12 protein-coding genes are annotated in these 15,302 nt (G+C 60.1%); 8 read left to right on the plus strand and 4 right to left on the minus strand.

Features of this window, described 5'->3' with window-relative positions; translation table 11 throughout:
• Positions 1 to 1,074 (minus strand): beta-propeller fold lactonase family protein (locus tag VGI36_13340; GenBank protein ID HEY2486128.1); only part of this gene is annotated, 1,074 nt, incomplete at its 3' end.
• A 347-nt stretch (positions 1,075 to 1,421) separates the two neighbouring features.
• Here VGI36_13340 and VGI36_13345 point away from each other — a divergent pair.
• The 5 genes from VGI36_13345 to VGI36_13365 all read left to right on the plus strand — a co-directional run bounded on the left by VGI36_13345 (position 1,422) and on the right by VGI36_13365 (position 6,847).
• On the plus strand, positions 1,422 to 2,804 hold the full coding sequence (locus VGI36_13345) for a serine hydrolase domain-containing protein (protein ID HEY2486129.1): 1,383 nt from the start codon (positions 1,422 to 1,424) through the stop codon (positions 2,802 to 2,804).
• Positions 2,805 to 2,819: 15 nt separating this feature from the next.
• Positions 2,820 to 3,797, plus strand: a complete 978-nt coding sequence (locus VGI36_13350) for a cyclase family protein (GenBank protein ID HEY2486130.1) — start codon at positions 2,820 to 2,822, stop codon at positions 3,795 to 3,797.
• Between the two features lie 182 nt (positions 3,798 to 3,979).
• Positions 3,980 to 5,488 (plus strand): mechanosensitive ion channel family protein, encoded by a 1,509-nt coding sequence (locus VGI36_13355; GenBank protein ID HEY2486131.1) that lies wholly within the window; start codon positions 3,980 to 3,982, stop codon positions 5,486 to 5,488.
• Between the two features lie 729 nt (positions 5,489 to 6,217).
• Positions 6,218 to 6,475, plus strand: coding sequence for a hypothetical protein (locus VGI36_13360; GenBank protein HEY2486132.1), 258 nt, complete (start codon positions 6,218 to 6,220; stop codon positions 6,473 to 6,475).
• Positions 6,476 to 6,487: 12 nt separating this feature from the next.
• Positions 6,488 to 6,847: a DUF952 domain-containing protein gene (locus tag VGI36_13365; GenBank protein HEY2486133.1), complete on the plus strand. Its 360-nt coding sequence runs from the start codon at positions 6,488 to 6,490 to the stop codon at positions 6,845 to 6,847.
• Positions 6,848 to 7,046: 199 nt separating this feature from the next.
• On the opposite strand, the gene VGI36_13370 is transcribed toward VGI36_13365, so the two are convergent.
• Positions 7,047 to 8,189, minus strand: a complete 1,143-nt coding sequence (locus tag VGI36_13370) for a hypothetical protein (GenBank protein ID HEY2486134.1) — start codon at positions 8,187 to 8,189, stop codon at positions 7,047 to 7,049.
• Between the two features lie 129 nt (positions 8,190 to 8,318).
• Here VGI36_13370 and VGI36_13375 point away from each other — a divergent pair, with 129 nt between their 5' ends.
• The 3 genes from VGI36_13375 to VGI36_13385 all read left to right on the plus strand — a co-directional run bounded on the left by VGI36_13375 (position 8,319) and on the right by VGI36_13385 (position 12,354).
• On the plus strand, positions 8,319 to 9,926 hold the full coding sequence (locus VGI36_13375) for an amidohydrolase family protein (GenBank protein HEY2486135.1): 1,608 nt from the start codon (positions 8,319 to 8,321) through the stop codon (positions 9,924 to 9,926).
• A 94-nt stretch (positions 9,927 to 10,020) separates the two neighbouring features.
• Positions 10,021 to 11,184, plus strand: a complete 1,164-nt coding sequence (locus VGI36_13380) for an ABC transporter permease (GenBank protein HEY2486136.1) — start codon at positions 10,021 to 10,023, stop codon at positions 11,182 to 11,184.
• A gap of 6 nt (positions 11,185 to 11,190) precedes the next feature.
• Entirely contained in the window at positions 11,191 to 12,354 is a 1,164-nt protein-coding gene (locus tag VGI36_13385; protein HEY2486137.1) for an ABC transporter permease, read from the plus strand.
• 209 nt (positions 12,355 to 12,563) lie between these two features.
• Here the strand turns inward: VGI36_13385 and VGI36_13390 are convergent, their stop codons facing one another.
• Together VGI36_13390 and VGI36_13395 are read right to left on the minus strand one after the other, a co-directional pair.
• Positions 12,564 to 14,075 carry a hypothetical protein gene (locus VGI36_13390; GenBank protein HEY2486138.1) on the minus strand — a complete coding sequence of 504 codons (1,512 nt, stop codon included), beginning with the start codon at positions 14,073 to 14,075 and terminating at the stop codon, positions 12,564 to 12,566.
• 9 nt (positions 14,076 to 14,084) lie between these two features.
• On the minus strand, positions 14,085 to 15,284 hold the full coding sequence (locus VGI36_13395; GenBank protein ID HEY2486139.1) for a hypothetical protein: 1,200 nt from the start codon (positions 15,282 to 15,284) through the stop codon (positions 14,085 to 14,087).
• Between the last annotated feature and the right edge of the window lie 18 nt (positions 15,285 to 15,302).

Consider the following 15,302-nt stretch of genomic DNA (forward strand, 5'->3'; position numbering starts at 1 on the left):
TCCCTGGTTGGCCGTGTATGCGAAAGCATTTTGCGGGTCGACGGCAAGTCCCGTCGGTGAGCTGACGCTTCCGGAGGAAAGGGGTGGGAGACTCAACGTGCCGCCGTTAAGAATCTGGAACGCCCAGGTGTTCCCTGCTCCCTGGTTTGCCGTCAGCACGTAGTTTATCGACGAAAGAACCGCGATTCCGATGCCCACCGGCACGTTGCCCGTAAAGGTCGCTGGGTAGTTGGTTCCAACCACCGGCGAGCCGGTCGTGATGTTGAACTGAATCACTACCCCGTTGGTCAGATCGTCGACATAGAGAAACGAACCCGTCGGATCGATGGTCATTAATCCGGGAGAGCCCCTGGCCCCAGTAGGTAGATTTGGCACGGCAACGCCGCTTTGAGAGAGAGTGCCATTCGAATTTACGGTGAAGGTGTAGATGAGGCCGGCCTTATTGTCCGCGACGTACAGAATAGAGCCGCTCGAATTCAGAACCAGTCCGAATGGTCCCGAAAGGTTGGAGATCGTTTGAACCGTAGTCAGAGCGCCATCGGAGCCGATTGACCACGCGCTGATTGTGCCATTACCGAAGTTGGTCACCCACAGGAACGTTCCGGCGGGGTTTATCGCGATCATTTCGGGGCCGCTGCCGGATCCATCGCTCACCGCGCCAATCGAGACGAGCGTCCCGTTCGAGTGGATCGAGTATTCGAGAATGGTGTTGTCGACGAAATTCGTCGCGTACAGGAAGCTGTTGTTGGGCGTTATCGCCATCCCTTTGGGACCCTGCTTTGATCCAGCAGCGACCGCATCGACCCGTTTCAGACCGCCGGTGGTGGTGTTGCGGGTGAATTCCGAGATGGTCCCGGAGTTGAAGTTAGTAACGAACGCCAGGGTAGCGGGACTTGCGGTCCCGGTCGGGGTGGCCGTAGGAGTGGTCCCGGTCGGGGTGGCCGTGGAAGTCGTGGTCGCCGTTACCGTGGGGAAGATCGAGCCACCGCACGCGACCATGCCAACGGTTGGGGCCAGGAGCAGTAAAGGCGGAAAAATCGCGAAGATTTTCAGCGCCGTGGAAAGTCTGGACAACAACTTTTCCTCGAGTCCCCCGCTCGGTCGAATTCGAGCAGTGTATAAAAAGCTCCAATCACGCGCCAACGGCTAGCGTGTGAAGATTATACGTATGAGGGGGCGATTTTGTTTCAACGCCTTCCCGCTCGCACCAAAGGATTCCGTTCCAAGCTGCCATGCAGCTCCGGCCCAACCGGCCTTCGTGATCCGACAAATGCGTAGCTTTCCTCCCCGACCCAATGGGAGTCCAGTAGGCCGCCGCCGCGCTACATGAGCCGTGACGTGAAGCCATTGCCAATGGACTTTGCTTTCAGTCTCGACGATAGTTGCGCCCAACCCGGCGGATTTCCATGGGAGGAACTCTGTTGTCGGAAAGAATAATCGATGCGGTCCTGCCAAAGCTAACCGCGCGCATTCATCAAGTGATGGCGCAGCAGGGCGTGCCAGGTGTCGCGCTCGGGTTGGTCGAAGATCAGCAGGTGCTGTGGTCAGGAGGATTCGGCTACGCAGACGTCGCCTCGCAGCGCGCGATGGACGCCGACGCCATCTGCGGGGTGGCCTCTATCACCAAAACCTTCACCGCAACGGCCATCATGCAAGTGCGCGACCAGGGACGGCTTTCGCTGGATGATCCGGTAGGTCGCTACATTCCGGAAATCAGAAAGGTCCGTCCTCGGTTCGGAACACTCAAGGATCTTACGCTGCGACGGCTGATGACTCATCGCTCGGGACTGATCGGAGAAGCACCGACCGGCCACTGGTGGGAAATGAAGTTTCCTTCAGTTGCGGAGATTCTGGCGCTGCTTCCGCAAGTCGAGATGGTCATCGAGCCGGACTCTATATTCAAATACAACAACCTTGCTTTCGTTCTGCTCGGCGAGGTCATCGCGCGAATAACAGGCCGTACTTATCGCGACTACATTCGCCGACAGATCTTGCAACCGCTGCAAATGCGCTCCTCGGGTTTCGACCTCGCCAACCCGCGCAACGCGACCGGCTATATGCCGGAGCGTTACCAGGACGAGCCGGAGGTTTCGCCCGATCCTTCCACCAACGGTTACCTGGCCGCCGCCGGGCTCCGATCCTGCGTAACCGACCTGGCGAAGTGGGTCAGCTTGCAGTTTCGCACTGGCCAAGCAGAGCGAGCCGGTGCGCAGGTAATCAGCGGCAAGGCGCTTAGCGAGATGCATCGAATTACTTTCGTCGAACCGGATTGGCTGGCCGGGTACGGGCTGACCTGGATGGCGTCGCGAATCGGCGAGAATGTCTATCATCATCATGGCGGCTCAGTACCGGGATTTCTTTCGATGGTCGCATTCAACAAACCCCACAAATTGGGAGTGGTGGTCCTGACCAACAAGCAGGGCAACATCGCGTCAGGGACCATCGCGTTCGAAGCACTCGAGATGCTGACCGCTGAGGCCAAGAAGGAAACCAAGCCGGGATCCCCGCAGGCCACCCCCGCAAACCTCAAGCCGCTCATGGGACGCTACGTCGGCATGCCGGCGTTTGGCGTCATTTTCCACATTGAATGGCGCGATGGTGCGCTGCGGCTGGCACTGCCTACGGATCCTTTCATGATACCGACGCCGCCCACGCCCCTGTTGGCGACGGACAAGCCGGAGGTGTTTGTGATAGAGGCAGGCAGATGGGCGGGGGAGCCGCTCACAGTCGAGTTCGACTCAAATGGCCGCGTGAGTGGCTTCCAGATGAGCGCGCATGGGGGCCGGTTCAGAAAAATCGACTAAAGAGGAGGAGCCACGATGGCAGCGATCGACTTCAAGAAGATTCCCAGGTTCAAGCAACTGCCAATCAGGAAAGGCGCTCCACCGGAATCATCGTGGGGCGTGTTCGGAGACAATGATGAATTCGGATGCCTGAATTTTCTCACTCCCAAGGGCATCGTCGATGCGGCAAAGCTGGTGAAGAAGGGGAAGGTGTTCCGGCTGGACACGCCGATAAACTACGCGAAACCGCCCTTGTTCAATCGTAACCCGGCCCGTCACACGATCTTGAGTTTCGAACAATACGGATTGCTGGGCCATGACGATTCGATCGACAACTACAATACCCAGGAGGGAAGTCAGTGGGACGGGCTCGGGCATGTCGGCCACGTACGCCATCGTGCCTACTACAACGGCGTCACTGATGATCAGATAAAGGATGGACCGGGTGGCCAGCTCAGCATCCACAAATGGGCAGATCGGTTCGTAGGGCGCGGCTTGCTGATTGATGTGTGCAAGTACCTCGGCGCCAAGAAGCGGGCAGTCGACCCTCTGAGCGCTGCGGTCTACAAACTCAAGGACCTCCAGGATGCGCTCAAGGCGCAGGCAACCAAGGTGAAGCCGGGCTCCATTCTGCTGGTGCGCACCGGTTGGCTCGGCGCGTACCTGAAAGCCTCAGACCAGCAGAAGAAGGAGATGGCTCCGCTCGAGGCGCTCAAGTCTTGCGGCATCGAACCGACCAGCGCGATGGTAGAGTGGTTGTGGGACAATCGGTTTGCGGCGATCGGTACTGACTGCCCGGCAGTCGAGCCGTGGCCGTGGGACTTCAGAGATGAAGGCGCGTTACACTATAGGGCCCTATCGATGCTGGGGCTGCCGCTCGGAGAGCAATTTGTTCTGGACCACCTCGCCGCCGACTGTGCCAAGGACAAGCGCTACGAGTTCCTGCTGGTCTCGGTGCCGATGAACCTGGAAGGCGGCATCGCCTCGCCGCCCAACGCCGTTGCGATCAAATGAGGCCACCAACAGCGCATAGCTGACCCCTGGTGCGTTCGCTTATGGCGCCGTCTCCGACGATGCAAGGACGAGCCTCCGGATGCGGCGCTGGAGCGCGGGCCACCTGTTCATGCACCACCGCCCGCAGTAGAATTACCCGCCATCGAGGGCAATCCATGTGCGAGGGCGGGTTGCTCAGATAGATGAAGGGCGCGACTCCGCTTCAGCACGTTCTTGGCATTCACCTGATCCCGATCCAGCTGCGCGTCGTGGTGCAGGGACTGCTCCTGCTTGCGGCGCTGCTGACCGCGATCGCGATCAGGCGGCGCCGCTTTGCGCTCAGCACGACCACCTTTGTGCTGCTGGCAGCCGGCCTGACTCTCGACCTGGTTGCGGTCGGGATGCCTCTAGCGGATGCCTCTCCGGCGCGGAAGGTCGCTGCAGCGGCAGCAGCCCTGTTCCTGTTCGGCGTCATTCGCCTGGTGCTGGAGGCCATCGACGCGCTCACGCGGCGCGGCCGTTCGCATTTTTCCACGATTTTCAAAGACCTGGTGATGTTCTCCTTGTGGGGCATCGTGGTGGGGGCCGTGCTGTATACCGATTTTGGAGTGCAGCCGCTCTCGATCCTGACCACGACCACGGTGGTCGCGGCCGTGGTCGGTCTCGCCTTGCAGGAAACCCTGAGCAATATCTTCAGCGGGCTGACGCTCCAGCTCAGCAAACCATTCGAACCGGGCGACTGGGTGAAGGCCGGCGGGTTCATCGGCCGGGTCAAGGGCATCAACTGGCGTTCCACGACGGTCGTGACGCGGGCGAATGAACGGCTCGACATTCCCAATGCGACGATTGGCAAAGAGGTGCTGGTTAACTACGCGGAAGACGAAATCTGCGACGAGATATCGATCGGCGTCAGCTACAACGTGCCGCCCAACCGGGTCCGCGAAGTGATCGTCAAGGTACTTCACGATCTGCCCCATGTCGTGCCACAGCGGACCCCGCTGGTGCTGCCCTGGGAATATGGTGATTCGGCGATTCGGTATCGGATCAAATACTGGATCTCTGACTACACTTTTCAAGAGCAGGTCCACGCCGAGGCGGTGTCGAGTCTTTGGTACGCGCTTCGCCGCCATCGGATGGAAATTCCGTTCCCGATTCGCACGCTCGAATTGCGCCGTGCGCGTCCCGGTCATGCTGCGGAGGCGGAGTACGAGAGAGAACTTATCCACGAACTCCGCAAGGTCGACTTTTTGCACGAGCTGGACGACAGTGCGCTAAAAATATTGCTGTCATCCGTGCAAGTTCATGAGTTCGGTGCTGGCGAAGTGCTGATGCGCCAGGGAGAAGCTGGTGAGACGATGTACATCGTTCGCCATGGGCACGTGGAAGTGATCGCACACGGAGCCGCGGGATCGGAGCGGCATCTAGCGACAATGGGCACCTCGCAGGTTATCGGAGAGGCCGCCCTGTTTACCGGCGAGCCACGAACCGCCACCATACGCGCCCTAGACGATGTTGAAGTAATCGAAATAAGCCGCGACGGTCTAACCCGTCTCTTCAAGCAGAGTCCGAACACCGCTCAGGCGATCAGTGAGATCGTTGCCACGCGTCTCAACGAGCGGCAGGCTGCGCTGGCTCAAAGCATCGAGGGCAACGGCCGCAGCGGCCGCAGCCGCTGGCTGTTGGGCAAGATGCGCGTGATTTTCGACTTCTAGTTTCACCAACCGCCCCGAATCTACCGAGCTGAGCGACTTCGGATCGCCAATCCACGGGAACCGGGCGGCCTACTTTTTTCGAGACTCTAGGACTTGCGCAGATCCGGCTTTGGCACCGCCTCACCGAGGCTGCGCGAGATTTCGCAACCCGGGACCTTGTGCGACCTGTCGGCAATCCGCCGTCAGCTCATCAATCTCCGCCGCGCAGGGTTTGCTTCAGGTATTGGAGTGCGGATCCTCAAGCGCCGCATTCGCCTCAGCTCAGGTTTGCCGACGAGGACGAGGTGCTGACGTGAAGCGAGGCCCGTGGGTAGCACCATTGCGGGACATGGTGAAACTGTTCGACCTTAGACGGCACTAGAGGTAGAAAGAATCGAAGGAAGCTGCGGCGCCCGAGCAGACTGAAAAATTCCGGTGTCGCACAATCAAGCGAAGCGAATGCCGCGCGTTGCTGGTGATTGGCATCCATCAGCGCGCCCGACGATATAGAGTCCGAAATGAACCCACGCATGGCGATCCAGGATGCGCACAGTAAACCGGTTAAGCTGCACCGCCGACCGATCGGGGCGCGCGTCGCGCGATTCCACCAGCCAGTTTTTGAGTGTCAGCGGGACATTTGCAGACACTCCGGTCGCCGGGAGACGGTTCGCAAAATCCCGTCATCAAGATCGGATTGGACGGTGAGCAGTTCTGTGTCAGGCTGTTCGAGACCGAGTTCGGGGAGGTTGCATGAACTCGCCGGTCATTACTTACGAAATCGTAGAATTGCGTTGCCTGTGTGGCGAACTCACGGTTTGCGTCGCACGCGGCTCGGTGAATATCGCCGAGTTCCTGCGCAGCACCCTGGACTTGGGATGGCGACGGATCCAGAGCGAGTGCATGGAAGTGGCGACGTTTTGGGATGGCGAAGTGCAGGTGCGACTTGCGGGGACCTGCGCGGAATGTAGCGCCAAAGCTGCCGAGCGCGGTCTGAAGCGTGCGGCATGAGGCGGCTGGTTGATGATTCTGCACATTGTAAGGCGTGACGACTGGGAAAATGCCATCCGCAAGGGAGGATATGTGCCCGCTACTCTCGACACCGAGGGCTTCATTCACTGCTCGACGGTGGCGCAGGTAGTGGAGACCGCGAATCTCTTCTACCGCGGGCAGAGCGATCTGGTGATTGTTTGCCTCGAAGAAGCACATCTTACCGCGCGGCTCACCTATGAACCGGCGGTGCGACTTGACGACCAACGTGCCGCTGCACTCTTTCCGCACATATATGGACCGTTGAACCTCGAAGCGGTCAGTGAGGTTTACGAATTTCCGTGCGATGCTGAAGGTCGGTTCGTCCTTCCAAGTCCGCTGAGCGTCGCCTGAGCAAGCGGACGCGGAAAAACGTCCAGCGGTTGGATCCCACCCACGGAACCTCCCGTCGCGCTTCTCACAAGATGGTTTTTCGGTTGCTGCGCCGCCATCCCGTCCAGGATCGTTGTCGATTTTGTGCCTTGAGCAGTGAGCCTTTAGGCACACTTGGCCGCTTCCTCAAGCGGGAGGCGAGGCCCGAAGGGAGTGCCGCTCAGCGGGTTAGTCGGAGACGACCGTATTGCTCGGCGGTAGTATCGAAGTCGATGCTCGCGTGTTGAGCACCCACGTTGATGTTTCTGAACGCTGTCTGCAGGGCGCCAGACTGATAGACCGCATGAGCTCCGGACCCGGTAAACATTCGGGTCACTGCGCGCCGACAGAGTTCGGCCGCGTAAGCCGCGTGCCACTTCACCTCGAGGCGGCTCTCAAGCGTCTGCCCCACACCCAGCTTCATCACCCGGTCGAGTTCGTCGAGTGCGTCTTGGATCAGCAACTCGGCGCAATGTATTTCCGCCGCAGCTTCCGCCAAGCGAACCTGAGTCGGTGCATGATCAGTTTTGCGCGCACCCGTGAGGATTACTTTGCGCTCCTTGGTACGCAGGATGAATTGCGCCAGCGCGTACTTTCCGGAGCCCAGAACCGCAGTGGCGACGCTCAGCGACAGCATCGCCTCGGCCGAGACGCGATAGAGGTTGCTGCGATGGTTGAGAGCGTGCGGACTGGTGCCGCCAAACAGAGCCCGGGTTTCGATAGTACGATGCGCCGGTACGAAAAGGTCGCGCGCGACTAGATCTTTACTCCCGGTGCCTTTGAGTCCGAGCACGTGCCAGGTGTCGTCGATTTCGATTTCCTCGCGCGGAATCACCACGTGCACGCCTGGCCCGCGCGTCTGGGGGTCCGCACAACCGACCATTACCCATTGCGCGTGATCAACGCCGCTCGCGAATTGCCAGCGGCCGTCGACGCGATATCCGCCCTCCGCTGGCGTAGCGGTTCCCTGCCAGGACAGTGTTCCGGCAACCAGACCATCCCGGTTCTCGCCGAAGACCTCGTCCTGTGCGCCTTCTGGGAAGGATCCCAGACACCAGTGATGGGCGCCCATCACCATCACCACCCATCCACTGGAGGGGCATGCCTCGGAAAGTCCGGTTACGGCGCCGGCCAGGGAGCGCAGCGTTAACTCGAAGCCGCCGACCCGGGCCGGTTGCGAAATGCGGAACATACCGGCCGCGACCATCGCACGCATGCTCTCGGGGACAACCTGGCGAGCCAGATCGCAGGCGTACGCGTTAGCCGCCAACCGGGGTGACAGCTCAGCAACGCGGCGCATAACCTCGTCGTGATCGACCTTCATCGCTTACCGATCTTAAGCGAAAATGGGCCGCCGAAGCACGCGCGCGAAGCCGCCGATGCCGTATGCATTGGACGCCGCTTTCCGGTAATCATATTCGGCAAAATCCACGCCGCCCACGGCGCAAGAACTATGGCGAACGATTACGACAATTTTGATGACGACGATGAGAAACCTGCCCCGGGCAGGTTCGCGCGATGGTTCGCGTTTCTGCCTACCCTGAGCCGGCGCGCCCGGATAGTGCGCAACATCATCGTGCTCGTCGTTATCGTGGGCATCGCCGGGTGGATCACGGTCCGGGTATCGCTCAGTCCGCCGCGTCCACTGATTCCACCCGGCCGGGATTTCGTCCTTACCGGGCTCACCATCGTCAACCCGGGTCTGGATCGGAATACCGGCCAAACCATCACGGTCAAGGCTGGGAGGATCTCGAGGATAAGTACCGTCGAGCCCCCCGACGCTGGCATAGTTGCCGCGCGCTACGCCGGTTACTTCGCATTACCGGGTCTCATTGACATGCACGTGCATACGCCGCCGCCACCTGCGAACGCCGACCGGTTGTTCTTCTACCTCGAGTACCTGGCCCACGGCGTGACCACCATACGCGACACCGGCAACGACGGATTCCTGCTGCGCTACCGAATGAACACAGCAGGAGGGAGGGTCGCAGGACCACGCATTTTCACCTGTGGTCCATATCTCGATGGCGAGCCGCCGGTCTGGCAATTTTCGCGCGCGATCAAGAACCAGGCCGATGCTGATTTCTTTGTCGATCGGCTCGCTGCTCACGGAGCCGACTTTGTCAAAGTCTACGATCGGCTAACCCCGGAGGCGCTGGCGGCAATCGAAAGCGCGGCCAAGCGCCACAATCTGCCGGTGGTCGGACATGTGCCAGAGATGGTCACCTTCGAAGACGCGCATATAGACGACGTTCAGCATCTCACCGGGGTTCCGGTGGTTCCTCTCCAGAAGTACCAGGACGTGACGTCCCTCTACGTGGCGCGCGCGAACGGGTGGCGTGACCTGGACGACAAGCGTATCCGCTTCATCGTCCAGACCTCAGTAGCTCAGCACCTCGCCCACACTCCCACCCTGGTGGCCAACGATCGAATCTCCCGTCTCTATGACTTCAACGAGCAACTAGTCGATCCAGTAGCGGCGATCCTGCCACGTTGGTATCCGGATATCGTATGGCCGAGATATCTCACCGGTACCGGCGGGCTGCCCGGGGAATTGCAGCAAGCTATGCGCCTGATGCACGCGCAGATTCCGAAGATGAAAGAAGTGGTTCGTCAGCTACATCAAGCGGGTGTCAAGGTGCACCTGGGCACCGATACCCTGAATCCCTTCATCGTTCCCGGCGAGAGCCTGCACGAGGAAATGCAGAATTTCGCCGACGCCGGGTACACCCCAGAACAGATCTGGCAGGCCGCCACTCGGGGCAACGGCGCCTCGCTGCCAATGCCTGACCTCGGGCTCCTGAAGGCCGGCGCACCCGCCGACTTTCTGGTCTTCAAGGAAGACCCCACCAAGAACCTAGACGCTTTCGATTCGCTGCAGGCCGTGATCGTTGATGGCCGCTTCTACTACCGTACTCAATTGGAGGACGCGGTTCTCCGTTACCGCCGAAGATTCGACAACCCGATGTACAGATTCGTGACTGTGACCGTGATGCGCGGGGTGATTCGGCGGATTCGGCCACGTGACCTGCAGGGCAGAGTTCCCAACGATCTCAACTGAGGCGGGTCGTCTGGTGCGGGGCTGCTCCTGCCTCCGCGCGGTGCAGTGAACGTACGTAATTGCATGACTGGTGCGCGTAGGGTAATTGACGCCCATGATTCCGGTCCGCTACAACCTGCGCAGCCTGCTGGTGCGTCGCACTACTTCCGCGATGACGGCGATGGTGGTGGCGCTGGTGGTGATGGTGCTTTTCATCCTGTCGGGGTTCATCACCGGAATCCGCAGCACCGTGATGCAATCCGCGGTCACGGGTAACTGGATAGTCACCAGCCGCGCTGCCGACTCGGAGGCGTCCAGCTATATCTCACGCGACCAGTACCAGATCATTAGAAGCCGTCCACAAATTGTCACTAACGCCGACGGGACCCCCCTGGTCTCCCCCGAGATGATTACCGGCTTTTATCCCGCGCCGGATGCGCCGGCAACGAAGGTAGGGTTCACGTTTCTCCGCGGGGTAAGACCGGTGGCCTTCAAGGTCCATCGGGACATGAAGATAGTGAGCGGCCGATGGCCGCAGCATGATGCCTCGGAGATGGCCGTGGGACGCAAGCTCGCCGCGCGCTACCCGAACCTGGCGGTCGGCTCGGACATGCGCTTCGGTCATCGACTCTGGAAGATCGTGGGCATCTTTTCGGACCACAACAGCACACGCGAATCGGAGGTGTGGACCGATCTCGACGTGCTAACCCAGGATGTTCGCTACAACGCCGGATTTGCCGTGCTGCATGTGGTGCTCAAGCCCGGAAGCGAAGAGGCCTTTCGGCAATCTTTGACCACCGACGCACGACTGCGTCTCGATGCGATCTCGGAACGCGAGTTCTATACGCGGGAGTCGGGATTTGTCGACCAACTGCGCGTGCTCGGACTGGTGGTTGCGTTCATTCTCGGGGTGGGCTCGACCTTCGGCGGAATGAACACGATGTATTCAGCAGTGGCGCGGCGGACCGGTGAAATAGGCGTGCTGCGGGTGCTGGGATTCAGCCGCGTCGACGTCTTGCTGAGCTTCCTGATCGAAAGTGCCTTGCTCGGAGTTGCGGGCGGGGTTGTGGGAGTCGCGCTTGGGCTGATTACGGCGCAAGCAACCGGCTTGGCCAGCCAATTGATGAGTGTTGGATCTTACATTTTCACGTTTCGCCTGACGCCGTCCGCCTTCACATCCGCTCTGATAGCCGGCGCGAGCCTGGGGGCGATCGGTGGCCTGTTGCCGGCGTGGCGAGCATCGCGAATCGGGGTCGTGGATTCGCTGCGAGCCGTGTAGGACCTCGTGAGCGGAAAGCTGTTCAAGCTGATCGAGCGCAACGCGCGCCGCAACCTGCGTCGTACCGTACTAACGACGCTCACCGTGGCACTGGCCACATTTATCTTTACCGTTCTGGTTTCGGTGCCTGCCTCGATGGACCGCATCATCAGTGATGCCTCGACGACTCTCAGGTTGATAGTCAACAACAAGACCGCGCCCTGGTACGACCTGCCCGCGCGCTATTGCGACGCGATCCGCGAGCTTCCCGGGTGTGCCGCCTGCGTCGCGGTGACCGGGTGGCCCGCAACCTGGCACAACGTCAGCGAGCAGGTGTTTGCCGCCGGAGTCGGGCCGGAAATCGGTGCAGTCTTCCCCGACTATGCGCTCAGTGCCGAGCATCAACGCGCAATCGCAAGCGAACGACGCGCGGCGGTGGTTGGCGAACTGCTGATGAAGAAGTACGGGTGGAAGCTTGGCCAGCAAATTACCCTGCGCGCCACAACTCCAGTGGCGATGGATTTGACTTTTGTGATCATGGGTACCATTCAGTCCAAGCATTATCCGAATACGTTTATCTTCAACCGCAGCTATCTGATGGAAGCCTTCAAGGCGCACGGCATGGGTTCGGTGGACTATGCATGGCAGTTGATCGTCCGTGCCGACAACTCCGACCATCTGGCAATGCTGGCCAAGGAGATCGATGAGCGCTTCGCGAATTCCGATGCCGAGACGCGCAGCGAGACCGAGAGTGACGCGCTGTCGACCGGGCTCTCGCAACTCGGCGACGTGAGGCGGATCGTGTTCAGCCTCTGCGCGATTGTGATCCTTACGGTGATGCTGATCGCGGCCAACTCGACTGCGATGATGGTCCGCGAGCGGATCGGTGAAGTTGCGGTGATGCGCGCGCTCGGGTTCAGCCGGGGCGCGATTGGGACCTTGCTGTTCGGCGAATGCGCTATCGTCGGGGTGGTCGGCGGCGGAGTTGGAGCCGGGCTCGCCTACTGGTTGTTCTCCGGTGGCGCAACCCTGGGCCCGGTACTTAATGGGAATGGTGCGTTGTACGTGATGCCCGCGCAAGCGATCGTCGGGTTCGCCGCGGCGATCTTTGTCGCCATCGTAAGCGGCATGATTCCAATTGCCGGGGCGCTGCGAGTTGCGCCAGCGCTGGCTTTCCGCAAAACAGTCTAAGCTTGGGGCACCACCCTCTCCCGCAGCCGCGTGCAACACTGGCTCGGACTATTCGATCGGTCTGAGGGTTGGTGTCCGCTCGATCGCGCACCAAGGGAAATCGTCGCGCCCATGTGGGGCCTCTACTGAGCAATCGCTTGGAACCGGTTTAACCTGCATCTCTTCCCCGCAGCTTAGCTGCAACCAGCTGAAGCCCGAGGCATACCTGCTTAATGCACCTGGGTGTCGAACACGGCCGTTTCGATTCGGTTGCCACGCTTGAATTGAACAAAAATTCGGTAGACGCCGCTCTTGGGGAAGCCGTAAGGCATCGAAAGTTCGGGCTCTACTTTGGCGGGCATAGTCATTGTTGAGTCGTTCGGCATGCTCATACCGTGGAGCGATGGTGCACTGCTGGCCCCGGTCTCACCGTTCGCCAGCATCACTGCCGCCATTGGTGCGGAGCCGGACGGATGTATATGCGCGAAAACGCTGAGGTCGCTTCTCACTATTTCCAGGTGTGCCGCCATACCCATATAAGGCTCCATGTCCCTGACCGGCGATCCATCCGCATCCTCCACGCTGAAACGCAGGTTCAAAGGAATATTCTTCTCAAGCGGTTCGTGCTGCCAGACCACGCGCATTCCATCGCGGAGAACATCGGTAGCGCTGCCTGACCCGTTTTCTGCACGTGGTGCGAACGAACCGCCGGAGTCGTCCGGGCTAAGCGCGGCTCCTTTGATCTGCGGCAAGTCGATAGTGCCAACCAGTGTCCAGGGGAAGCCGCTTTCATCGACTACATCCGCAAAGACTTGGTAGTGACCGGCATCGAGCGGCGGCAGATTCACTTCAAAGTCACCATCCTCGGTGCGTACTGGGTGGAGGTGCCAAAAGCGGTCGAATGCAGGCGTACGTATCAGGAACAAGTGCATCAGGTGGCCGTGGTCGGGCAGCAGCTTGTCCATGAGCCGATACTTGACCCAGACGGGGTCGGTCGCAGTCAGTTTGAGTCGGCTGTCCTCCTCGAGTGTGACCGCTACCGGTGGAGCCTTAAATAGCCGCGTAAGTCGCGCGTGACGGAGTGCGTCAGCGTCCCACCATGCAAAGGCCAGGTAAAAGAACCCCGCCACCAGCACCGCCGTCACGGCCTTCGCCACTCGCCCGCGGTGACGGGATCGTTCATCTGCAGTCGCTCCGGGCGGAAGTCTCGAATCGCGTGCTGCCGCGCCCACTATAGAAATAGCGCCGACTGCCAGTCCCGCAGTCATCGCCAACAGTAACGCTCCGAGCCAACGCGGCATCGGAAGGCTCTGACGCGCAAACGATGCTACCGGCACGGACAACTCGGCATTGCCACCGCTCCCACTTACCTTGAGCAAGATCCGGAGCGAGCCATACTCCATGAGCCAGACGCTGGAAGTAAAGAGATGCGGATCGACGGGCGAGCGATGCGCGAGGTCGGGCACCGGTGCATACCGGGAACCGGCGCCGCTGAGGCGAGTGACGACGGTGCTAACCTCACGCACCTGGTTGGAGGAAGTGCGAACCTCGACCTCTGCTATCCCCGGGATCACTTGCGGCACCATGACGGTTACAAAGAGATGGTAGGGGCCTGCATCGCCAACGTAGAAAACGTTGGGGCTGCCCACATGCGCGCAAGCAGGGCGCACGAAACACAGAAGGATCAGGACGGACGCAAGCTCGAGAGCCCGCGTAGCACTGCGCAACCTGGGTACGATCATCGGGATGTTCTAGCGCCGCACGGTTTTAAGCCACGAGCCCAACGCCATTCCGATGCAGCAGAAAATAATCGATGACAGCAACGCGATGGCCATTCCTGAGAGGAACTGAATCGAAGTCCCATGAGCGATGAAGCGATAAGGGTCGTAGGTAAGGTTGGCCGGATCGAAGTAGCCGAAATAGGTGGTTCCGAAAATGGGATTGCGCGCTCGCGGTGATAGTAGAAAATCGGCGAACGGCCATTGGGCGGCGACGAATGCAGCAAGGTAAACGCAGCCGGCCACAACGCCGGTCGTCAATCTTCCCCAGCGCTCCCCCACGACCCGACGAAGTAGATCGAGAGCGATGGCCGGAACTATCAGCAGAACCGGAAACCACAGCGGGACCATGTGAGTAATTGGCTGGTAGACCGGTCCGAGCTTGGGTTCCGCCGCAAACAACGGGAACAGCCAGAGCGCGGCGAGAAACAAGGCCGTATAGATAGCAGCCATCACTGTCGCTGGCCAGCGCGATGACGAAACGCAAGAGATGGCGATAAGGGCTATTGGGAATGCGCGCGCTACAGCACCGTAGAAGCTGGGACTATGCATGAATTCCATCGGAGTCGACTCGAGGATGAGGAGAGCAGAGCCGAACGCCACGATCCCTCCGACGTAAAGCAGAAGGCGATCGAGCTTTGCGCGGGCTCTGCCCGATGCCCGGTTTAGATGGGCGACGATCAGGATAACGGTGCCGAGGGTAATCATCGTCTCGCCCAAACCGAGTATCGAATGTGGCAGGCTCAGGATCTTCACGTCGAGTCCGTAGGCCGTGTGCCACCAGTTGTCAAAGGGCGCAGAGGCGAGCATCGCCAGACCGCCCCATGCCGCCACAAAGCATCCGAGTGGGCCGCGGAAACCCCACACGGATACCGCGGTGTCGCGGTATTCATGCGAGGAGCCGAAGGTCGTCGCAAGAATTGTGTAACCGCTAGCTACGCCGGCAAGAATTCCTGCCAGGTAGACCATCATGTGCGCGGGTGTCCAGAACGTGTCGCGTCCGATTGAAATGTGCCACGAGATATCCCAGTACCCTCCGAAGGCATCAAAAGTAACTGCTGCGGCAAGGCACCACACGTACCATCGGACAGCGCTGCGGGCCGTGACGACTGTCCGGAGTGCGGCGTGGGGACGCGCTTCAAAAGTTATAGCGGGCGAAATGACCTCTTCCATCTGGACGATCCTCGTGGC

Source organism: Candidatus Binataceae bacterium (genome assembly GCA_036495685.1).
In the GTDB taxonomy this organism is placed as follows: domain Bacteria; phylum Desulfobacterota; class Binatia; order Binatales; family Binataceae; genus JAFAHS01.

What these genes read in the sequence shown, in the direction of transcription:
- VGI36_13360 (HEY2486132.1), top strand. Translation starts at nt 6,218, where the DNA reads ATGAACTCGCCGGTCATTACTTACGAAATCGTAGAATTGCGTTGCCTG.
- VGI36_13350 (HEY2486130.1), top strand. Translation starts at nt 2,820, where the DNA reads ATGGCAGCGATCGACTTCAAGAAGATTCCCAGGTTCAAGCAACTGCCA.
- VGI36_13380 (HEY2486136.1), top strand. Translation starts at nt 10,021, where the DNA reads ATGATTCCGGTCCGCTACAACCTGCGCAGCCTGCTGGTGCGTCGCACT.
- VGI36_13390 (HEY2486138.1), bottom strand. Translation starts at nt 14,075, where the DNA reads ATGATCGTACCCAGGTTGCGCAGTGCTACGCGGGCTCTCGAGCTTGCG.
- VGI36_13375 (HEY2486135.1), top strand. Translation starts at nt 8,319, where the DNA reads ATGGCGAACGATTACGACAATTTTGATGACGACGATGAGAAACCTGCC.
- VGI36_13395 (HEY2486139.1), bottom strand. Translation starts at nt 15,284, where the DNA reads ATGGAAGAGGTCATTTCGCCCGCTATAACTTTTGAAGCGCGTCCCCAC.
- VGI36_13370 (HEY2486134.1), bottom strand. Translation starts at nt 8,189, where the DNA reads ATGAAGGTCGATCACGACGAGGTTATGCGCCGCGTTGCTGAGCTGTCA.
- VGI36_13355 (HEY2486131.1), top strand. Translation starts at nt 3,980, where the DNA reads ATGAAGGGCGCGACTCCGCTTCAGCACGTTCTTGGCATTCACCTGATC.
- VGI36_13365 (HEY2486133.1), top strand. Translation starts at nt 6,488, where the DNA reads ATGATTCTGCACATTGTAAGGCGTGACGACTGGGAAAATGCCATCCGC.